Origin of the sequence: Nonomuraea sp. NPDC049624 (assembly GCF_040675255.1) — a bacterium.
Taxonomy (GTDB): domain Bacteria; phylum Actinomycetota; class Actinomycetes; order Streptosporangiales; family Streptosporangiaceae; genus Nonomuraea.
Window position 1 is genome coordinate 103,587 of record NZ_JBFAOR010000004.1, and the last position, 18,834, is coordinate 122,420.

Below are 18,834 nucleotides of genomic sequence, written 5' to 3' on the forward strand. Positions count from 1 at the left end.
GAGGCGGTTTTCGCATGCCTGAAGGCGACCCGTCAGAGGACATCACGTACGCGGAGAAGCTGCGCCGTAAGGGCATCCAGGTCCGGCCTTCGGGCTGGACCTGGAATACCCGCGATCAGGTGTTGGAGGACTCGCCGACCCGCAAGACGGTGCGGGATCAGGCGGGCAACGACGTGACCGAACGCACTGACGACAAGGGCGGTTACCACCGCGACGTCCAGATCAATCTGAGGAGTTAGCGGTGGCGATCACTCGTGACCTGCTGTTCATCGACACGCAGATCAAGGCGCTTACGAATGTGATCGCCCTGAACATGGGGGATTCGAGCGCGGGTGCGTTCAAGGCTGCGTTGTTCCAGGACAGTGTGACGCCGAACGCGTCGCAGACCAACCCGGCTTACGGGTCGTCGCCTTTCTCCTCGGGTGAGGTCAGCGGCGCCGGGTATACGGCGGGCGGGCTGGCGTTGACCGGCGTTGTGTTCGAGGAGCACCCCAGCGCGCCGGGCTACATGCGCTGGGACTTCGACAACCTGTCCTGGCCGTCCTCGACGATCACTAACGCGAAGGGCGCCCTGTTCTACGTGCCCGCCCTCAGCAACAGGGCGGTGCTGTTCCGGTCGTTCATCCAGCAGTACTCCAGCCAGGACGGCACGTTCGCGGTGAACATCCACTCCGACGGCGCCATGAAGTTGAACGTGGTCGGCCCGCTGCTCTGACCCGCCCCTGATCCGATCCTCCGCCCCGCCAGCGTGCTGGGCTTTCGCATGAAAGGGGCCAGGGTGCCCACGTATATCGCCTACAACGGCGCGATGCCGACCACGGCCGAGCTGCAGCCTGTCACCACCGGCACGTCCATCAAGACCATGCTGCAGGTCGCCACCCCGTCCACGCGAGGACTGCGAGTCATCGAGTGGGGCATCTCGTTCGACGGGTCTGCCGCGGCGACCCCGGTCCGGTGTGAGCTGATCGCGACCGACGTCGCCGCCACGGTAACCGCGCACGTCACGGCCGGGGTGCAGCCCTACAGCGACGTGAACGCGACCGCGTCCCTGATGACGCTCGGCACCTCGGCGACCGGCTACACGGCCAGCGCGGAGGGCACGATCACCGCGACCAGGAGCGGCGACACCCAGCAGATCTCGCCCACCACCTCGTACGTGAAGCAGTGGCCTCTCGGCAGGGAGTGGGCTGTCGGGCCGTCGAAGTTCGTCCGGATCCGGGTGAAGGCCAGCGCTGCTGTGGGGGCTATCTGCTACGTCGTCTGGGAGGAATGACCGGTGGCGCTCGCGGTCGACGCGTCCAGCCCGGCGATCGTCACCGGCACCACTCCCAGGGCGACCGGGTCGTTCCTCGCTCCCGCCGATTCCCTCTTAGTGGCGCTCTGCGCCTCTAACAGCGGAAACGTCACGCACACCGTCACCAACAGCGGCACCGCCCTGACATGGACGTCGCGGGTCAAGAGAGACATCAACGACAGCGGCGGCAACCCGGCCGCAGTGGAGATCTTCACCGCGCCAGCTGTCCCGTCGGTGGCGCGAACCGTCACGCTGACCAGCAGCAACGGCGGCGACACAGTCGAACTGAAAGTCTTGGTTATCACCGGCGCTGACCTGGCCGCTCCGGTGGGCGCGACGGGCGAGGGAAGCTCCTCCACCTCGAACATCACCCCGACCGTGTACACCTCGACGGTGGCCACATCGCGGGCGGTCGGTATCGCGTCGGACTCTGAACAGTCCGGCACGCCCACCACCTCCGACGTGGGTTTCGCCTGGAACGTGCTGGGCCAGACGTCCGGCATCGCTGTCCACAAGGCGGCCGACACCCCCACCGCGGGGACGTCGGTGACGCTCAACTTCAACGGCTCCGGCACCCGGGCGTGGAACTGGGCGGCGATCGAGATCCTGCCCGCGCTGGTGCCGTTTCTGCCGCCCCGTCCGGTGATGCTCGGCCAGGCCGTCAACCGGGCCGCAACCTACTAAGGGGTGAGCCGTGGCCCGACTTGGGCGGTCCCAGCCGATTCCCGTCACGGTCCGGGGCCGGCTGACGTTCTGGCGGGCCACAGTCGATCTGCCGACGTTCGAGCTCGGCTGGGAGTTCCCGGCCCTGACGGTCACGTCCCCGTCGGTGACGATCCCGCTCGCCGCGTTCAGTCTGGGCTGGGAGTTCCCGGCGCTGGCGTTGACGGTGCCGCTGGGCACGTTCGAGCTCGGCTGGGAGTTCCCGGCGATCACCGCGAGCGTGCCTCCCAACGCCGGCGACCAACTGACCGGCGCACCCGGGCAGATCGAATGGAACGGCACCTTGTGGGGGCCCGGAACCTCCTTCACGGTCCAGTCGATCGACGGCTGGCGGTCGCTGCCCCAGCTGGACAACCTCAACGTTCAGCGTCCATCTCGGCATGGCGCGTGGGCGGCCAGGCGGCTCGCCCAGCAGCGGCTGGTCACCATCAGGCTGCAGCCCAACAGCGTGACCGACCCCGAGCAGATCGACGACCTGCTGGCCCAGCTCGACGCCGTCACAGGTGTCCTGGAAGACGAGACGGAATGGCCGCTCGTCATCAAGGGCTACGGCGACGCCCAGCTTGCCTTCGGTGCGATCGCCGACCGCGACATCCCGATGGACGCCGACTATTCGGTGGGCGCCCCGTCGGTGGCGGTGCTGATCGTCTGCTCCGACCCGCGCCGGTACAGCCTCAGCCGGACTGGGGTGGACCTGCCGCTCGGCAACGTCATCCAGGTGACGAACGCCGGGAACGTCGCCTCTCACCCGATCCTGCGCATCCCCGGGCCGGTCGTAGATCCGACGATCACCAACCAGACGCTGGGCAGGGTCATCCAGTTCAGTGTGACGCTCGCCGACGGCGAACTCCTCGTGATCGACACGAACGCCGGCACTGCCATTGTCGGGTCGGATTCGCAAATGTCGGATCTGACCGGGGTGTCGGTGCCGCCCACAGAGTTTGTGCTCGCCCGCGGCGCCAACCGGCTGCTCTACTCCTCAACGTCGGGCGGGGACACTCACCCGGCCGTCTGCCTGTACCGCGACGCGTGGATGTGACCCGCGCACACTGACCGGGGCGGGGGTGGCAGATGCCCATCTCCGTCCGCGACGTCACCTCCGCGGCAGGCCCTCTCGGCCTCATCGTCGTGGAGCGGCCCACCGTGGTGGCGGGCGACCACCTGTACGCGATCCACATCAGCGACGGCGCACTGTCGTCGATGACGGCGTCCGCCTGGGCGCCTGCCGGGTCGCACGCCGGCAACCTGGCCGTGAAGGTGTGGAGGCGCACCGCCACCTCCTCCGAGCCCGACACCTACGACTTCGGGCAGGCGGACCTGGCCGACGGGCAAGTCTTCGTACTGGCCATCCCTGGCGCGAACTCGTCCGTGTCCCCGATCGTCACCTTCGAGGACTCCTCAGGCACCTCCACACCCACCCCGGACGTGACACCGGCCGGTGTGCCGTTCCTGGAGATCCGGGTCGCCGCCGTCGACCTGGCCCTGTCGTCGATCACCTGGCAGACGCCGCCCGGGTACACGCCGCGCGGCAGCGCCGAGTCGGCGTTGCAGCTCGTCGCTGGCACGGTCGCGACCCGGACCGTCAACGCCTCGGCCAGTTCGGGCAGGCAGACGTTCACGCCGCTGCCATCCTCGCCCCGGGCCGGTGTCGGCGTCAGCATCAGCGTCGCCGCCGCCGCGGCTGAAGAGCCTGAGATTCCGACGTTCCCGCCGTTCACGCCGACCCGCGGCGACGCCCTGTACGCCTACCGGTTCCGCCGGCTGCGGGACGGCCACTTCCTCGGGTTCCTGGACCTGGCCGACGTCAGCTTCGACAAACGCATCAATCAGCCAGGGAGCTTCACCGCGACGGTTCCGATCCCGTCGCGTGCGGTCGGGGATCTGGTCGCCGAGGTGTTCCCACGCGACTCCACCGTCCTGTCGGCAGGTGCCGGCGTGGTCGTCGTCGACATCCTGCGGGCGGGGGAGGTGTGGGGCGAGTACTGGATCACCGAAGCCAACCCGACTCAGTCGGATCGGGGCACACCGGAGATCCACTTGCAGGGCACCACGCTGGACGGCTACATGTCCTCCGTCGAACTCCAGGCGGAACTGCCGTTCGCCGGCGAGGACCAGATCGCGATCCTGCGCGCCCTGGTGGCGGACATGCAGTCCCAGTCGCACGCCAACATCGGCTTGGTCGTCCCGGCCGGCACGTCCGGCGTAGTGCGAGACAGGACCTACACCGACGACGGCGGCACGTACGGGCAGCGGATCCAGCAGCTGGCCGAGGTGGACAACGGGTTCGAGTACACGGTGGACCTGGTCGCCTCCGAAGGCACAATCGTCCGGCAGCTAACCTGGGGGTATCCCAAGCTGGGCGGACCTGAGGTGCACATTTTCGGGTGGGGGCCGAACGGCGGCGACATCACCGCGTGGGCCGAGCAGGTCAGCGCCGCCCGCGGAGCGACCCGCTACCGGGCCCGCGGCGGCACCCCTCCGTCGGAAGGGGACGCATCCGTCAGCGCGACCGCGCTCCTGTCCGCCCCGCACGAGGCGACCGCGCACCTGGCCGCAGGGTGGCCCCGAATTGACCGGACACTCTCCTACAGCGACGTGATCGTCCAGGACACGCTGGAGGACTACGCCGCCCACTGGGTGACGGTCGCCCCCGGCGCGGTCCGCGTGGAGACGTACACGGTCGCCTTGGGCGCGTCGCCGAGCTTGCACCCGAACAAGCTGGGCGACCGCTGCCGGATCTACCTCGACAACGAATGGCATGCCCCGCACTGGCGGGAGCGCCGCATCATCGGCCTACGCATACGTCCGGTGAGCAGACAAAACGGCAAGGAGCTGGCCGAACTCGTCCTCGAAGGGCAAGAGGACGGCGGGTTCGGCGTCGGAGAGGAATGACGTGGACCGCTACCCCGATGACCTGTTCGCCGAAATTCAGCGCCTGACCGCGCGGGTGGAACAGCTCGAAGCGCAGCAGGGCCAGCGCGCCCCGCTCACGACCGCCTCCCAGGGCTGGCGGATGAGCAACATGACCATCCCATCGGTGTCGGCAGGCACCTGCCACATCGGCTGCAACGGCGGCGACGTGTTCTCCGTGAACTCGGCGGGCGATGTGAAGCGCATGTTCAAACAGGGTGCTGCAGCACCGTTCACCACCTTCGACTTGGGCAACGCGCCGGCGTCGTACGACCAGACCTACGCGCAGCAGCAGTCCGTAGGTATCAGCCGCCTGTTCAGCGGCCACACGTCGCTGCGGGCCAGCCTGATCGGCGCAGAACACATCGCCCCCTGACCCTGCACGTCCCCTGTACTGCCGTCCCGCTGCTGAGGGTGCGGGCGGGACGGCGCCCCTAATCCAACCCAAGATCGAAGGTGTGCGTGTGCAGGACCCGAACATCATCGGCATCCTCCTGAACGCCGGTCTGGCCGGGCTCGCATTCGTCCTCTTCCTCAGAGGCTGGATCGCGCCGAAACCGTCCGTTGATCGGCTCACCAAGGAAGCCGAGCAGTGGCGCAAGCTGTACGAGATCGAGCGGCAGGCGCACGACCTGACCCGCAAGGGCCACGCCGAAGAGACCCGGGCCGCGCTCCAAGCCGCAGCCGAGGGCAGCCAGACAGCAATGGCGCTGCTGGAAGAGATCCGCAAGCGCCAGAGCGAGGCTCAGCGATGACGCCAGAAGAAGAGATGAGACGCGCCGAACAGGCAGCCGCCGAGTCGAAACTCCGAGCTCAGCAGGAGTTGCGGCAGGCCCGCGAACGTGCCCGGCGAATCCGGTCGATCACTCAACGGCTGCGTGAACTGCGGGAGGCGAACGGTTTCGCCACGCTCCTCGACGACGCGTTCGGAGGCGGCCATGCCTGACCCGTTGTTCCTGATCGGGAACGTCCTCCTGGTCGTCACAGCGTTGATCGCATGGGCCTGCGTGGTCTCTCAGGCGCTGCTGGCCCGCTGGTGGGAGACCGCCGCTGGCAGGCATGTGATGGCGTTCCAGGCCGAACTGGCGGCACTGGCGGGCTTGTGGGCGCTGCGGGTCTGGTTCCCCGACGTCGAGGCCATCCGCATTGCGCGCTCGATCGCGTTCGTTGGCCTGCCGATCGTCTTGGGTTGGCGGCTGGCCATCATCATCCGCACCTGGCGTGCCAAGCGCCGCAAGCACAAGGAGGCGTTGTGAAGGTCATCGCTCGGGCTGGCTGGAACGCCCGCGACCCGCGGAACCGTCTCACCGTCCCCTGGTCGGTGCGCACAGAGTTCTTCATTCACCATACGGACGGCCCCACCGATCAGACTCTGAGGTCTATCCAGGACTTCCATATGGGACCAAGCCGAGGTTGGAGCGACATCGGCTACAACTTCCTCTTCGACGACGACGGCGTCATCTATGAGGGCCGCGGCTGGCTCGTTGTCGGCGCTCACTGCCCGGACCACAACAGGACCGGCATCAGCGCCGCGTACATCGGCAAGAACGCGCCGACCGAGGCCGCCCTGAGGTCAGCCCGCTGGCTGTACGACGAAGCGTGCCGCAAGGCCGGACGCAGCCTGAAGAAGCTCGGCCACGGCGACCGCTACCCGACCGAATGCCCCGGCGCGCGGCTGCAGGCGTGGGTGAACGCAGGCATGCCCGCCGAGCTCGTCGACGCGCCGGCCAAGACATCCCCCACGGAGGACATCGTGAAGGACCTGCCGCTGCTCGAGGTGGGCACCGACAACTACGACGTGAAGACCCTCAGAGGGCTACTCTTCGCCCGTGGTGGCCTCTCGGAAGCGGCCTACGGTGGCGCTGCTGGGCTGAAGTCGTGGCTCGAGCTGACGGTGTTCGACCGGGCGTTGCTCGAGGACGTGAAGGCGTTCCAGAAGCGCGCCAAGCTCGAGGCGGACGGGCGGGTTGGGCCCAAGACGTACGCCGCCCTGTTGAGGGTCTCGTGAGCGACGGCCTGTGGCTGCGCTACTGGCCGTACCAGACGTCTCTTCCGCGGCATCCCGAGCACGCGGAGGAGCAGAGCGAGGACGGGCGTCTGCCCGCCCTCGTCGATGAATGCAACTGACGAGCCTTCAGAGGCTCACCTGAGCGCTGCCCGAGGGGCGGCGCTTCTTCTATGTCACCTCCACAAGGAGAGCATCCTCATGCGCTACAAGAGCGCGATCGTCCTGTCCGCTGCTGCTCTGGCCGCCGGCCTGGTCGGCGCTGTCCCGGCCTCCGCTGACGTCCCTGGTGACGTCCTGCGGATCGTCGAGGTCGGCACTGACGCCATGGGCGCCGACACCTACGCCAACCGCAACCGCGAGTTCGTGAAGGTCCAGAACGTGTCCACCGCGGCTGTCGACGTCGCCGGCGTCCTGGTCGAGGACAACTGGGCGCACGCCAAGACGCTGGCGGGTGACGCCCACTCGTGCAACACGTACAAGATCGTGGACCTGCCGGGTAGCCCGACCACGATGCTCGCCCCGGGCGAGTACGTGACCGTGTACAACGGCACCCGCTGGGGCGGCAACCGCAAGGTCGGCAACGAGTACCAGCTGTTCGCCAACAGCGACGCCGACTGCGGCACCGCGGGCCAGTTCTACAACAACGACGCCGACACCGCCTGGGTGACCAAGAGCAACGGCGACGCGTACTCCAGCAAGTCGTGGGACTGGAACGGTGGCTACACCGTCAAGCCGTAGGAGGCTCGCATGAAGATCTTCGGACGTGAGCCCGCGGTCATCCTCGGGTTCGTCTCCGCCGCCCTGCAGCTGCTGACGGCGTTCGTTCTGCCCCTCACCTCTGACCAGGTGGGCGCGATCAACGCGGTTGCGGCGGCGGCGATCGGCGTGTGGACGGCGTTCGTGACCCGCGCCGCGGATGGCGGCTCGTCGCTGCACTCGGCGGTGCTCGGCTTCTCGCAGGCGGGCATCACGTTGGCGCTGGTGTTCGGGCTGTCCCTGTCGGGTGAGCAGACCGCGGCCATCATGGCTCTCGTCGCTACGGGGCTGAGCCTGTTCGTGCGGCAGGTGTCCAGCCCGAAGGCTGTCGCTCGCCCGTACTAATCTGGCTGTGCCGCTGCCTGGGAGCAGTGAAGCCCCCGCTTCCTCCTTCGGGAGGGGCGGGGGCTTCTTGTCTTGTCAGGAAGTGCGGTACTCCACCCATGCCCGCCCGGCGGAGGCGGCGCGAGCACGCGAGGCACGGATCGGCAGAGGGCCGCGGCGGGCAACGAACTCGCGGAACAGGGCCCAGACGGCGACGAGCGCGGTCACCGCTTCGTCGGGCGCGCTCTTGTAGGCGGGGATCTGGGCGGCGACCGCCTCGGCCTGCTGCGGCGTGTGCCCCGCCAGGATCAGGCGAGGGATCAGCAGCGCCGCCTCGACCCAGGCGGCACCGTGGCAGGCGAGCCCCCAGTCGATGACGCGCATCCCGTGCTCGGCGGCGATCAGGTTGCCCTCGTGGAGGTCGGTGTGAAGGAGCGTGCCTCCGTCCAGCGTGTCGACGTCGAGTGCGGCGCGGGCGGAACGGTAGGCGTCGAGGGCTTCCAGGTCGGCGGGCGGGTCGGCCAGCAGGGCGTCAGCTCGTTTCCGCAGGAACTCCACGTTGTCGCCGACCGACGGCACGTGAGCGCCAAGGTTCGGCGTGAGAGCCTCGCCGAGAACGCGCACGATCTCGACGACCTCAGCGACATCCGGCGAGCCGGGCGCGAGATTCACGGCGCGGGCGGCGTTGACGTGCTCGAACAGCAGCCACACCCAGCCAGCGGTATGCCCGCCCCGCAACATCCGCGGGGCGGGCACGGTTGCGGGCAGGACGGCGCCTACCCGGCGTTCACGCTGGTAGAGCCCGGCAGACGGCACATCGTCCGGCAGGGCCTTCAGGAACATCAGCCCCGAGGCGGTGGCCAGTCGCACAGCCGCCCCCGAGGTGAGCCCGCTCGGCAGGCTGACCACATGCCGGATCGGGCCGCACGCGGATGTGACCGCGTCCCGGACCTCCGCGGGGAGCTCCTCCCACCGGTACATCATGTGCCGCACTGTACGCCGCTCCTACCTGCGCCGCCGCCTACTTGGGACTGTCGACACAGCCCGCGTGGCACTGGCTGCACTTGTCGCCGCCGCCGCTGCTGCAGTCGGCGGCGGTCGGCCACAGCGCCGAGTTCACTCGGTAGCCCGTCGCCTTGATCGCGCTGATGGTGGCCGTGATACCGGCACCACCGCCGGTCTGGCCGGGGATGTCGTCCGGCTGGTGGTGGATCATCCGGCCGGCGATCCGGGTGCAGAACCGCGCGTACTCCTCGGTGTACATCAGGAAGGTATGCCAGCCGATGTCGACGAGCTCGGACGGGCCCAGGCCGGCGCCCGGGTTGGCGGCGCACGCGGCGAGGAACGCGAGCGCCTGCGTCATGATGTCGTCGGCCTGGTCGGCGTGCTCCGGGTAGTCGGCGCGGATACGTGCGGTGAGCCGGTCGAACAGCTGCGGCGTGACCAGCATCGCGGGGTCGGCCAGGGTGGGGCGTTCGATGGTGATGGTCATTTCGTCCTCCGAGGGAGTTGGGATCCGCCCCGGGCTGGGGCGGCTTTGCAGCACACACTTACGGCCGTCCGCCCTTGGCGTGGTCGAGTCTGCTGATCGTTCTTGCAGGTCAGCGGAGTGTGTACTACATACTTCATAGACCTCGGGCAGGGCGGGGTCAATGAGTATGTAGTACATACTTCGGCTAGGGTGAGATGGTGATCACATCAGGCGGCAGCTATCGCGACGTGGCGAACGCCATCCGTCAGGCCATCCACGACGGCGTCTACCCCCGCGGCTCCTTGCTCCCCAACGAAGATCAGCTTGCGCAAGAGCTCAACGTGAACCGGGCCACCGTGAACAAGGCGTTGCGGATCTTGAAAGGCGAAGGGCTGGTCTACGTGCACATGGGCGTGGGGACCTATGTCCACGCGCTGCCGCCCCTGCTGCGTGATGCTGCCGTGAGGCACACTCGCGCCCATCGCGAACGCGGGGGCGCCCGAGGGTCCTTGGCGAGCGAGTTGGCCCAGCTCGGCTACGAATTGAACTCCGCCAACACGGTGTCGGCAGGCCAGCCTCCACAGGAAGTGGCCGACGCCCTGGGCGTTGACGCGGACACCGACAGCGTCATCATCCGTGCGCGGCGCATGAAGGCCGAAGACGTCCCGATCCAGATCGCGATCAGCTACATCCCGCGGAGCATCGCCGACGGGACGCCGATCGCCGAACTCGACCCGGGAGTCGGCGGAATTAGTAGCCGCCTGGCCGAACTGGGGCATGCGCAGGTCGAGCTCGAAGAGAACATCCGTGTCCGGCCGCCGACGCCCGACGAAGCGCGTTTCTTGCGCATGATCCCTGATCAGTGGGTTTACGAGATTTTTCATGTTGGGTGGACGGCGGACGACCGAGCCGTCAAGGTCACCACCTACGTCATGCCGACGTACCAATGGAACCTGCGCTACCGCTACCCCGCCGACCCTTCGTAACCGACTAACCTCCCGCGTCGGGTAGCGGGAGGTTCCTGTCACCTCTGCGCTAAGTAACCGCACGCTCGCCCATCGCTACAGTGTGTGACTGATCGTCTCTCGCTGTAGTCAGATGAAGGGTCGGAGCATGTCACACCCCCCGCGCCGCATGGCCATGGCCGCCGCCATCCTGCTCGCAGCCTCCATGGCAGTCGCCCCCGCCGCGTCCGCCACAGCCGCCGCTCACTCTCATCGTCTTGGCCCGCTGCTGGCCGATGCTGTGGCCGAGCTACCCGTCGCTGACGAACGGCGCGAGGGGTACGTCAGGACGAAGTTCCGCCACTGGATCGACGAAGATCGCGATTCCTGTTCCACGCGGGCCGAAGTCCTGATCGACGAGGCCATCGATGCTCCCGAGGTCGAAGCCGGCTGTCGGCTGTCGGGAGGCCGGTGGTATTCCTACTACGACGATCAGTACGTGGAGGGCGCGAGCGGACTCGACGTAGATCATCTCGTGCCGCTGGCAGAGGCATGGGACAGTGGCGCCTACGACTGGACCCCGGCGCAGCGTCAGGACTACGCCAATGACCTGCGCGAACCATGGCATCTGGTCGCTGTGACGGCCCGCTCGAACCGTCAGAAAGCGGATCAAGATCCCGCCACGTGGCAGCCGCCGTTCGAGCCGGCCCGCTGCAGGTACGCGGCCGAGTGGGCCGCGGTCAAGATGCGGTGGTCCCTCTCCATCGATACAGCCGAGCAGCAAGCTCTGACGGAGCTTGGCGCCGCGTGTCCTGACCAGCGCCTGCCAGAGACCGGCGACCAGGTCTGACCTACCTCCTGCAGCGACAGGCCCCCGCCCGGTCCTCGCGGATCGGACGGGGGCTTCGTTGCGTTGGCCTAGCTCAGGCGCGCTTCCACCGCCACTGGTGGTTGCTGTACTCGCTGCACTTGTACCGGCGGCTGGTCCCCTTCGCATACCCGTACTTGCCTCGGGCGGCGGCCGGGCAGTACGCGCCGGGGGTGACACAGCTCCAGTGGTTACCGGACCGCTGGTAGGTGCAAGCGGACGTGGAAGAGGCGGCGTGGACCTGAACCGCTGCCAAGGCCGGCACGGCGGCTGCGGGGACGGCGAGCGCCGAGCCGATCAGAGCGGCGGACACGAGCAGGCGTCTGAGCACTAGGGACTCCAGGTGCGTGGGGGATGGAACGTGACAAGGGTGAGACGCCTGCTACTCACCGAGAGTTGCGGCCTTGGTTGTCCGGATGCGGACACGAGAGAGTCCAGTAGCGAGGGTGGGACGACTGGAGCGGGCTACGCTTCGACCGAGCGCACGCCGAAGCTCACGGACGCCACCTCTGAATCGCCGATTTCAAGGATCCACTCGTATGTGTGGCCTCCTGGCAACGGCAGGGGGGGAACCGAGACCGCAAAGCTCAAGTTGAGGGGCATGCCCTTGGCGATCTCGTCAGTAGGCCGGGCGTTGAGGAGGGAGATGACCCCTTCTGAGCCGATCGCGCGATTCTCGCCATCGTCGTGGAGCACCTTCACTCCTTCGCGATTCTCATCCACGAGGAGCAGGCGAAATTGGACTTGGCCCTCGACTTCATCCCATGGGACGCGCAGGAAGCCGGCGACCGCAGACGGAGGCACGACTGGCCCCGTCAGAGACCAGCCGGCGCCGAGCATGTGTACTTTGCCGGTTGTCTGATCGGTGGTAGCTGAGTCGGCGAGTACGAGAAAGCCCTGGATCACAGCACGGCCTGCTTCAAGTCAAGACTGAGCGGCTCAGACGTGGTCCCTGAGCTGCGTGGAAGGCCGAAAGTGCACACCCGAACTTGTGTTGTGACGGAGTTCGTCGTGGAGCTTGCACCTGGAGCGGTCACCGTGTGAACGACTTCCGCCCCGATAGCCAGCGCGTATCGACGGATGGTCGAGAGGTGAGGGTCGCCGCCCAGGCGCTCAAAGTCGGAGACGGCCGGCTGGCTACGTCCCATCCGCTCGGCGACCTCGGCTTGAGTGAGTCCGCGCTGTCTACGCATCATCACGAGCGTCTCGATCAGTCGCATGTCGCGATCGATGGCCGCGTTCTCCCGCTGCACTTCGGGATCTTCTAGGTCGATGCCCAGCAGTTCTGCGACGTGGGGATCCATCACAGTCGACCTCCTCGTATCGGGTTCACCTTATATTCTCTGCAACCAGTCGGCTAGACGATCCCTCGCACGGGTAATAATCCGCTTTTGAGCGCCCTGGCTGCCCTTCATGTGGAAGGCCAATCCGAGGAGGATGTGTTCCTTCTGAGGCCCGTAGGCGTAGTACAGGCGGTACTCGTTGCTGGCGTAGGTGAGCCGCGCCTCGAAGAGTCCTTGGCCGAGAGCCTTGGTGTCGCGCGGCAGAGCCTGATTGCGCTGAATGCGGGTCATGAGGTTCCCGAGCTCGCGCGTGGGCGGACCGTTCCCGAGCACTTCCTTGATCTCGTCGCTCACGATTCGATGCCCAGACTCCGTGCTGTACAACTCCCACTTGGCCTCGGGCACTTCCGCCACGTTGCACCATCCATAGGACTCCAGGCGGTCACGGAAGCCTCGAATCTACCTGGGACGCTGTTTGCTAAGCCCGTGGCTTGAGGACTCGATCTGGTCACGACGCGCACTGACGGCTCATCGTCGTGGCGCACACTCCTTCGGTCGTAGGATCCTCCCGAACCGCGCTCTATCGGGGGAGACCGTCATGGCTGACTACGAACTACCGCAGGACCTGATCGACGCACAGAAGGCGTTCTACGAGGCCGAGGCCCGCTGTGCTGAGCTGGTGGCCGCTGAGCCGTCTCCTGTCTCTGTAGCGGCGTTGGAAGCCGAGCTGAGCGACGAGCAGCGACAGACCCTCGCCACGGCCCGGGAGGAGCGGCTGCAGATCGTGGAGCGGATCCACCGGCACCCGTTCTGGAAGGACGTCGAGGCCGGCGACCGGACCAAGGTTCAGGCCCGGCTGCGCGAAGCAGCCAAGGCGTGAGTGAGCCCCCGGCCCCATCGTGGGAAGGCCGGGGGCTCACGAGCCGTCGATCGCTACTTGAGAAGGACGCTGCCGACGCCCTCACAGACGTTGCACTTGAAGCCCATGACCTTGCCGCTACCGCTGCAAGTGCCGCACTTGACGACGTGGCCTTCGCAGCTCTTCTCGTCGCTCATGGTGATCTCCTTCGGTGGTGGTGGAGCTGGCTGCTCCGGGCGTCCGCCACGCCCCGACCGTGGCGGACACCCGCAACGTCAGCGGCCACGCTCGACCCGGCGGAGGGACGCCTCGTTGATCGCATTCACCGTGCGGTGTCCTGCCGATGCGGCGGCTCCACGCTTCTCAGCGATCCGCTTCCGCGTCTCCGCAATGTCGCGTTCGATCTCTTGCAGGTGCTGCTTCTTCTTGCCGAACATGGGTTGTCTCCTACGCGAGGACGCTGGTGAAGAACACCGACAGTTGGTTGGCCCCGTGGACGATCCCGTCGAACACGCCGTGCACCGCGGTGGCGGCCTGCGCGGGGCGGGTGAACAGATAGAAGATCGCGAACGCGGCCAGCAGGTACAGGCCGAACTTCCTCTTGCGGTTCATGGCTGCTCCTAGCGGGAGAAAGAGGTCCGCACCTTGTGGGCGGCCTGGTCGACTAACTGCTTGGCCTCGGCCGGGCCGACGGCGTTGACGAGCTGGTCCCACGCCGCCCGCTTGGCGTCCCGGCTCACGCCGAAGCCGTTCGCGATCTGAGCGAGCTGGTTGCGCCTGCTCGTGGTCCGGCCCTGGTCTTTGGCGTGGGTGAGCATCTCGGCCGGCATGGTGCTGCGGGCGCCGGCGTTGGCGACCTTGTCGAGGAAGCTGAACACCTTGTCTTCTTTCTTGATCGGCATTGAGGAGAATGGGGGAGCGGGGCGCTCCGGACGCCCTCCCGAACCGGTCGGGGGAGCCTCCGCAGCCACCGCATCCGGTTAGCTGAGAGCGGCGAGAGCGACTAACACGGTTAGTGATCTCACCTGAGGGCCAGTGCGCCTGGGCGCTCTCTCTGACCTGCGATTTGTTAGCTCGGTTAGGCGGTTAGCAGGGGTGAGGCAAGCGCCATGAATGGGCCGTCTCGGGTGCCTTCGCCGGCATGCTCGCCCTCACTCACCTGCCTCGCGCTGGTCGCGTACCCGCCTCAAGTCGGCAGGGTCGAGGTGAAGGACGTTGTGCGGGTTGGTCACCCTCACGCCGTACTCGCGGGTGAGGATGTCCTTCAGTTCGATGCCGGTCAGGTTCTGGTAGGGCAGCCAGTTCGGGGCCAGCCTCCGCAGACGGGCCGGCACGTCGGCCAAGCGGACCCGGTCGCTACCCAGGACCTCGTCCAAGTCGTCCAGGAGGTCCCGCGCTTGCAGGGCCGCGGGCCTGCCCGTCCCGTATCCCGCCTTCTCGCGGATCTGTAGGGCACGCTGCACTACGGGGACTGCCTGGCTCTGGGAGACGAAGTAGGAGCGCAGAAGGCTCGGCTTCGGGGTGAAGCCCCGGCCCATGAACGTTCCGACGTCGCCGAGGCTCTCGTCGGTCTTCGGCTCCAGGCCGACTGCGGAGATGCCGGCCTTGTAGGAGCCGGTGCCCAGGATGGCGTCATTGCTGGTCTGGTCGCCGATTGCGAAGCACGCCTTGTTGGAGGTGATCGCGATGAGACGGCGGGGCAGCGAGTCCGAGGATGCCTCTGGCGTCGCGTAGACGATGGTGACCGCGTACTTGCGGGCGGCGTTCTCGGTCTTCACTGCGATTTCCAGCGCCTTCTGCCCGAATTTCTCGTGCAGGAAGAGCGCCTGGCACTCGTCCACCACGATCACGCGGGGGCGTAGCCGCTCGTCCTTCTCTGCCAACGCTCGGCTCGCCGCGCGGACCCCGTGCTCCTTGAGTGCCTTGCCGCGCACGCTCAGCTCGTCGTAGATGTCGTTCATCGTCGCCAGGCAGTGCTCGGCGACGTCCTCGCCAGTCCCGGTCCTGAGCGTACGAAGGCGCGGCGCCATCGGGTCGTAGTCGGCGTTGTCTGCCATGCAGAACACGTCCGCGTCGACCAGTGGGTCCAGGAGTGCGCCCAGCAGGAGCGTAATGATGAGGCTGCTCTTGCCTGATCCCATCATTCCGGCGATCGCGTAGTTGGCCTCGAACAGCCGGCCGTTGATGGGCCGGCGGCGGATGTCGACAGCGCAGGGGACGCTCGTGAAGTAGTCGGTGCTGCCCTCGTACAGGAGCGGCCAGTCGGGGACGGGGCCGGAGAGGGCGCCCTGGTCGGCGACCCACAGGTCAAGGACGCCGGGCATGGTGCGCGGCTCTGTCGGCCACACCTCGATCGGGAAGCGCGACAGGTTGTGCGCCAGCGTCTTCTTCTTCTCGACGATCATTTCGACGGGGACGGACATGGGTAGTTCGAGCTGGGAGTGGTAGCCGTTGCCGTCCCGTTCGGTCGGAAGGATCCAGCGGGGCCGCCAGCCTGCCTTGAACGCCTTGTTGAGCGGGGCGAGATCCAGGTGGCGGAGCGCTTGCAGGATGGCGCTCTCATCGGGAATTGAGTCCTTACTGGACGTCTCCCCGGCGACCTTGCCGGCTTCTGTGGCCAGCCACTTCGGAGCGATCGTGTCCTTGCGTCGCCCCTCCCTCCGGCCTGCCACGACGGCCACGATCGGTGCGGCGACCAGGGCGGGGACCCACAGGAACGCGATGGCGTCGAACAGGAACCGGATGACGCCGCCGACCCATCGGAACACGTCGATGCCGTTGCCGCCGGTCATCCACACCAGTAGTGCGATGAGGGGGATCAGCACCAGCAGCAGGGCGACGACCCCGACGGCGACCTTCAGAACGCTGAGGGCCACCTTCGGCAGCTCCAGCATGCGGTCACGCCGCCGCTGCACCGCCTGCTCCTTGCGGTCCTGCCACAACGCGAGCGCCTCCTGGTTGCCGGTGGCGTCGGCGATGCGGATCTGCTTGCGGTAGGTGCCGAGCGTCAGCCCGTCCCAGGCTCGCACCCACCAGGAGTGCCAGCCCTGCGCTACGGTGACGCTCTCCCGGGCGACCACGCGAGCTACCTGCTTGCTCCGGTCGGAGCGGAGAACGGTGATGCCCTCGACGACCACCGCGGGCAGGCGGCTGGGGCGGTCCGGCTGGTCGGACAGGACCTCGCCCTCGTAAACCATCTGCTCCAGCTCGCCGGCATCGTCCTGGCGGGCCACCTCCGTGCCGTGTTCCTCCAGCGGCAGGTCGGGGCGCGGGTTGGGGGTCATGCCGTCTCCACACGTCCGATCGGGAGGGGCGGGTTGAGCAGGTCACGCAGGTGCTCGTGGACGATGCCGGCCACGAACCCGACCCCTTGCACGGTCTTGGTGGCGACGGCGAGAGCCACCAGGCCGAGGCTGGCTGCGAGCAGCAGCGCGAACACGAACAGCCCGGCGACGGTCAGCGCGGTACCGCGGCCCCATCCGTTGGCGCGGGCCGGCTCCCACATCTCCGACAGGGTGCGGGCGTTGCCGAGCTCGCGGCGGTTGGTGGCCAAGAGCACGCCGAGAGCGACGAGCGCGAGCATCAGGAAGGAGTTCATGATCCGTTCCTCTTTCCAGGCAGGAGAGCGCGGCGGGTACGACCGTCCATGGCCTCCAGCCACTTGGTGCGCATCCGGGCGCCGTACTGGGGGGTGCATCCCCCTGCGTTGGCGAGCTCGGTGCCGGTGGGGATACGCCGTTCGACCTCGACAACCTGCTGCCAGTGAGCCCACATGGCCTCGGTGGCGCGGGTTTCATCGGCGGTTTCATTGCCGGTTTCATCGGGGGCGCGGTTGGCGGTCTCGCGGTAGTTGTTGATCAGCTCGTCGATGGCAGCTTGTGAAACCTCGCCTTCAACCTGATCGTCAACCGGGGGGCGGGTTTCATCCTCGGTTTCAAACTGGGGGGCGGGACGGCCCTCCAGTTGGGCGATGTAGGCGGCCATCGACTTGATGGCCGACGACGTTTCGGGGTCGCGCTGCCGGTTGATGGCGTCGGTCCACTCGCGCATCGCTTCGGCGAGCTGGACGGCCTCGTGATGCTTGGCGGCGCCGGTGACGAGCGGGTGGTCCGTCTGTGCCCACGGGCCGGCGGCCGTGGAGAGCAGGTCGCACAGCGACTCTGCGCCGCCCAGGGTGCCGACCTGGTCGAGCAGCGCCCACTTCATGCGGTCGTCGCGGGCGAGCCCGGTGTGGGCGACGGCCTCGTCCAGACGCCGGTCGAGCGCCGCGGATGCCTTGCGGACCTTCCGCGGGGAGGCGTCGATGGCGCGGAGCTGGTGGACCTTCTTGGCAGCCAGAGCCACCCGGGTCAGTCGGCGGTGGGCGTCGACCTCGGTCGTGCTGCGGTCGCGCGCCTCGGCGAGACCCAGACGGACGAGGAGTCGTTCGGGGGTGATGCGCCAGTGAATGCCTGACATGCCGCGCAGCTTCCGGCGCTCCAGCCGCATGCCGCGCTCCCACAGCCACGCTGCGACCAGCGGCGCGGACAGCCGGAACACGACCTCGCCAAGACTTCGCGCGTCGATGCTGGCCAGGACAGCAGTCAGTGCAGCGAGCGCCCACACGGCGATCCCGTCCAGGCCCGCGGTGTAGTTCTCGCGCATGCTGCGCCGTGCTCGTAGGGCGGAGATGACGATGGCGCCTTCAATGAACGCGAAGAACAGCGCCCGCCAGAAGCCGTCGAGCTTGAGGACGTCGCCGGCGAATTTCCACATGCCGGACGCGGAGACACTGGTGGCAATGGCCGCAATGAACCAGGTCAGCTTGTCCTCGACCGGCACCGGCTTGGCAGTTTTGCCGCGGGTCTTCCACGCCCCCCACAGCATGGCCAGGGGGACGCTGACGACTGCGAGCGCGAGCGCCCCGCCGGCTATCCACACCACCCAGGCGGGGGGGAGGTATGAGGCCCAGTCCATCAGCTGCTCCTGCGGTTCTTGGTGGTCTTCCACCACTCGGCGCCGGACCCGTCAGCGGTCGGCCGCAGGTGCACAGCGCCCTCGCGTCGCATCAGGTCCAGGTAGCGCCAGGCGGTGAGCTTGGTGAGGCCGGCCTGCTCGGCGGCGTCGCTGGTCGTCGCGCCGCGGGCGGTCACTCGAAGGAGTTGCGCGCGAGCCTCCGCCGGTACGGTCGGGGCCGGCACGACCTCGCCCGGCTGGTGTGAGGGTTTCATCGCGGAGATCCGTTCAGATCGTGTGGTGTGGGCCCCGTCCGCGGGGCGAGATGGTTGGATTCCGGACACGCCACGCCGCGGACGGGGAGTAGGGGAGAGCCCGGCTGATGTGGGCCCGTAGACCTGGAGGGACAACAGCCGGGCCGGTCTCATCTCGTCGCCTTGGGGACGCACGCAGAGCACG

The 18,834-nt window shown here is 67.6% G+C and carries 30 protein-coding genes; 16 read left to right on the plus strand and 14 right to left on the minus strand.

Annotated elements, in window-relative coordinates:
• The first annotated feature begins 14 nt into the window (after nt 1–14).
• From AB0J76_RS16740 to AB0J76_RS16775, 8 genes are all read left to right on the plus strand, one after another.
• Nucleotides 15–239, plus strand: a complete 225-nt coding sequence (locus AB0J76_RS16740) for a hypothetical protein (protein ID WP_352321197.1) — start codon at nt 15–17, stop codon at nt 237–239.
• A 2-nt stretch (nt 240–241) separates the two neighbouring features.
• A complete protein-coding gene (locus AB0J76_RS16745) occupies nt 242–715 on the plus strand; it encodes a hypothetical protein (RefSeq protein WP_352321199.1) in 474 nt (157 codons plus the stop codon).
• Nucleotides 716–778: 63 nt separating this feature from the next.
• Nucleotides 779–1,273 (plus strand): hypothetical protein, encoded by a 495-nt coding sequence (locus tag AB0J76_RS16750; RefSeq protein ID WP_352321201.1) that lies wholly within the window; start codon nt 779–781, stop codon nt 1,271–1,273.
• A gap of 3 nt (nt 1,274–1,276) precedes the next feature.
• Nucleotides 1,277–1,978 carry a hypothetical protein gene (locus AB0J76_RS16755; RefSeq protein ID WP_352321203.1) on the plus strand — a complete coding sequence of 234 codons (702 nt, stop codon included), beginning with the start codon at nt 1,277–1,279 and terminating at the stop codon, nt 1,976–1,978.
• Nucleotides 1,979–2,123: 145 nt separating this feature from the next.
• Complete coding sequence (locus AB0J76_RS16760; RefSeq protein ID WP_352321205.1) at nt 2,124–3,056, plus strand: hypothetical protein; 933 nt, start codon at nt 2,124–2,126, stop codon at nt 3,054–3,056.
• A 32-nt stretch (nt 3,057–3,088) separates the two neighbouring features.
• Nucleotides 3,089–4,909 (plus strand): hypothetical protein, encoded by a 1,821-nt coding sequence (locus tag AB0J76_RS16765; protein ID WP_364389849.1) that lies wholly within the window; start codon nt 3,089–3,091, stop codon nt 4,907–4,909.
• A gap of 1 nt (nt 4,910) precedes the next feature.
• On the plus strand, nt 4,911–5,303 hold the full coding sequence (locus AB0J76_RS16770; protein ID WP_352328068.1) for a hypothetical protein: 393 nt from the start codon (nt 4,911–4,913) through the stop codon (nt 5,301–5,303).
• Between the two features lie 88 nt (nt 5,304–5,391).
• Nucleotides 5,392–5,682, plus strand: a complete 291-nt coding sequence (locus AB0J76_RS16775) for a hypothetical protein (RefSeq protein WP_352328067.1) — start codon at nt 5,392–5,394, stop codon at nt 5,680–5,682.
• Here the strand turns inward: AB0J76_RS16775 and AB0J76_RS16780 are convergent.
• Entirely contained in the window at nt 5,673–5,867 is a 195-nt protein-coding gene (locus tag AB0J76_RS16780) for a hypothetical protein (protein WP_352328066.1), read from the minus strand. The two genes, AB0J76_RS16775 and AB0J76_RS16780, sit on opposite strands and share 10 nt — an antisense overlap.
• On the opposite strand from AB0J76_RS16780, the gene AB0J76_RS16785 reads away from it, so the two are divergent.
• The 5 genes from AB0J76_RS16785 to AB0J76_RS16805 all read left to right on the plus strand — a co-directional run bounded on the left by AB0J76_RS16785 (nt 5,866) and on the right by AB0J76_RS16805 (nt 8,036).
• Nucleotides 5,866–6,183, plus strand: coding sequence for a hypothetical protein (locus tag AB0J76_RS16785; protein WP_352328065.1), 318 nt, complete (start codon nt 5,866–5,868; stop codon nt 6,181–6,183). The two genes, AB0J76_RS16780 and AB0J76_RS16785, sit on opposite strands and share 2 nt — an antisense overlap.
• Nucleotides 6,180–6,935, plus strand: coding sequence for an N-acetylmuramoyl-L-alanine amidase (locus AB0J76_RS16790; RefSeq protein ID WP_352328064.1), 756 nt, complete (start codon nt 6,180–6,182; stop codon nt 6,933–6,935). The genes AB0J76_RS16785 and AB0J76_RS16790 overlap by 4 nt, the downstream gene beginning before the upstream one ends.
• Nucleotides 6,932–7,054, plus strand: a complete 123-nt coding sequence (locus AB0J76_RS16795) for a hypothetical protein (RefSeq protein ID WP_352328063.1) — start codon at nt 6,932–6,934, stop codon at nt 7,052–7,054. Before AB0J76_RS16790 ends, AB0J76_RS16795 begins: the two co-directional genes overlap by 4 nt.
• Before the next feature lie 79 nt (nt 7,055–7,133).
• Nucleotides 7,134–7,673 (plus strand): lamin tail domain-containing protein, encoded by a 540-nt coding sequence (locus AB0J76_RS16800; RefSeq protein WP_352328062.1) that lies wholly within the window; start codon nt 7,134–7,136, stop codon nt 7,671–7,673.
• Between the two features lie 9 nt (nt 7,674–7,682).
• Nucleotides 7,683–8,036: a hypothetical protein gene (locus AB0J76_RS16805; RefSeq protein WP_352328061.1), complete on the plus strand. Its 354-nt coding sequence runs from the start codon at nt 7,683–7,685 to the stop codon at nt 8,034–8,036.
• 75 nt (nt 8,037–8,111) lie between these two features.
• Here the strand turns inward: AB0J76_RS16805 and AB0J76_RS16810 are convergent, their stop codons facing one another.
• Together AB0J76_RS16810 and AB0J76_RS16815 are read right to left on the minus strand one after the other, a co-directional pair.
• A complete protein-coding gene (locus tag AB0J76_RS16810; protein WP_364389853.1) occupies nt 8,112–8,999 on the minus strand; it encodes a phosphotransferase in 888 nt (295 codons plus the stop codon).
• A 37-nt stretch (nt 9,000–9,036) separates the two neighbouring features.
• A complete protein-coding gene (locus AB0J76_RS16815) occupies nt 9,037–9,507 on the minus strand; it encodes a hypothetical protein (protein ID WP_352328060.1) in 471 nt (156 codons plus the stop codon).
• A 194-nt stretch (nt 9,508–9,701) separates the two neighbouring features.
• On the opposite strand from AB0J76_RS16815, the gene AB0J76_RS16820 reads away from it, so the two are divergent.
• Both AB0J76_RS16820 and AB0J76_RS16825 read left to right on the plus strand, forming a co-directional pair.
• A complete protein-coding gene (locus AB0J76_RS16820; RefSeq protein ID WP_352328059.1) occupies nt 9,702–10,472 on the plus strand; it encodes a GntR family transcriptional regulator in 771 nt (256 codons plus the stop codon).
• A 127-nt stretch (nt 10,473–10,599) separates the two neighbouring features.
• Nucleotides 10,600–11,280, plus strand: a complete 681-nt coding sequence (locus tag AB0J76_RS16825; RefSeq protein WP_364389855.1) for an HNH endonuclease family protein — start codon at nt 10,600–10,602, stop codon at nt 11,278–11,280.
• A gap of 483 nt (nt 11,281–11,763) precedes the next feature.
• On the opposite strand, the gene AB0J76_RS16830 is transcribed toward AB0J76_RS16825, so the two are convergent.
• From AB0J76_RS16830 to AB0J76_RS16840, 3 genes are read right to left on the minus strand one after another with little or no spacing between them, the layout of a single operon-like run.
• Nucleotides 11,764–12,204, minus strand: a complete 441-nt coding sequence (locus AB0J76_RS16830) for a hypothetical protein (RefSeq protein WP_352328057.1) — start codon at nt 12,202–12,204, stop codon at nt 11,764–11,766.
• A complete protein-coding gene (locus tag AB0J76_RS16835) occupies nt 12,201–12,602 on the minus strand; it encodes a helix-turn-helix transcriptional regulator (RefSeq protein WP_352328056.1) in 402 nt (133 codons plus the stop codon). Before AB0J76_RS16835 ends, AB0J76_RS16830 begins: the two co-directional genes overlap by 4 nt.
• A 30-nt stretch (nt 12,603–12,632) precedes the next feature.
• Nucleotides 12,633–12,935, minus strand: a complete 303-nt coding sequence (locus tag AB0J76_RS16840; RefSeq protein WP_352328055.1) for a type II toxin-antitoxin system RelE/ParE family toxin — start codon at nt 12,933–12,935, stop codon at nt 12,633–12,635.
• A gap of 244 nt (nt 12,936–13,179) precedes the next feature.
• Between AB0J76_RS16840 and AB0J76_RS16845 the strand changes: the two genes are divergently transcribed.
• Entirely contained in the window at nt 13,180–13,461 is a 282-nt protein-coding gene (locus AB0J76_RS16845; protein WP_352328054.1) for a hypothetical protein, read from the plus strand.
• 53 nt (nt 13,462–13,514) lie between these two features.
• Here the strand turns inward: AB0J76_RS16845 and AB0J76_RS16850 are convergent, their stop codons facing one another.
• The 8 genes from AB0J76_RS16850 to AB0J76_RS16885 all read right to left on the minus strand — a co-directional run bounded on the left by AB0J76_RS16850 (nt 13,515) and on the right by AB0J76_RS16885 (nt 18,650).
• Nucleotides 13,515–13,637 (minus strand): hypothetical protein, encoded by a 123-nt coding sequence (locus AB0J76_RS16850; protein WP_364389858.1) that lies wholly within the window; start codon nt 13,635–13,637, stop codon nt 13,515–13,517.
• 78 nt (nt 13,638–13,715) lie between these two features.
• On the minus strand, nt 13,716–13,877 hold the full coding sequence (locus AB0J76_RS16855) for a hypothetical protein (protein WP_352323212.1): 162 nt from the start codon (nt 13,875–13,877) through the stop codon (nt 13,716–13,718).
• A 10-nt stretch (nt 13,878–13,887) separates the two neighbouring features.
• Nucleotides 13,888–14,052: a hypothetical protein gene (locus AB0J76_RS16860; protein WP_352323211.1), complete on the minus strand. Its 165-nt coding sequence runs from the start codon at nt 14,050–14,052 to the stop codon at nt 13,888–13,890.
• Between the two features lie 8 nt (nt 14,053–14,060).
• Nucleotides 14,061–14,342, minus strand: a complete 282-nt coding sequence (locus tag AB0J76_RS16865) for a hypothetical protein (RefSeq protein ID WP_352323210.1) — start codon at nt 14,340–14,342, stop codon at nt 14,061–14,063.
• A gap of 249 nt (nt 14,343–14,591) precedes the next feature.
• Nucleotides 14,592–16,724, minus strand: a complete 2,133-nt coding sequence (locus AB0J76_RS16870) for a hypothetical protein (protein ID WP_352323209.1) — start codon at nt 16,722–16,724, stop codon at nt 14,592–14,594.
• The gene (locus AB0J76_RS16875; RefSeq protein ID WP_352323208.1) at nt 16,721–17,038 is read right to left on the minus strand and encodes a hypothetical protein; all 318 of its coding nucleotides are present in this window, start codon (nt 17,036–17,038) and stop codon (nt 16,721–16,723) included. Before AB0J76_RS16875 ends, AB0J76_RS16870 begins: the two co-directional genes overlap by 4 nt.
• On the minus strand, nt 17,035–18,396 hold the full coding sequence (locus tag AB0J76_RS16880; RefSeq protein ID WP_352323207.1) for a hypothetical protein: 1,362 nt from the start codon (nt 18,394–18,396) through the stop codon (nt 17,035–17,037). Before AB0J76_RS16880 ends, AB0J76_RS16875 begins: the two co-directional genes overlap by 4 nt.
• A complete protein-coding gene (locus tag AB0J76_RS16885) occupies nt 18,396–18,650 on the minus strand; it encodes a hypothetical protein (protein WP_352323206.1) in 255 nt (84 codons plus the stop codon). Before AB0J76_RS16885 ends, AB0J76_RS16880 begins: the two co-directional genes overlap by 1 nt.
• Between the last annotated feature and the right edge of the window lie 184 nt (nt 18,651–18,834).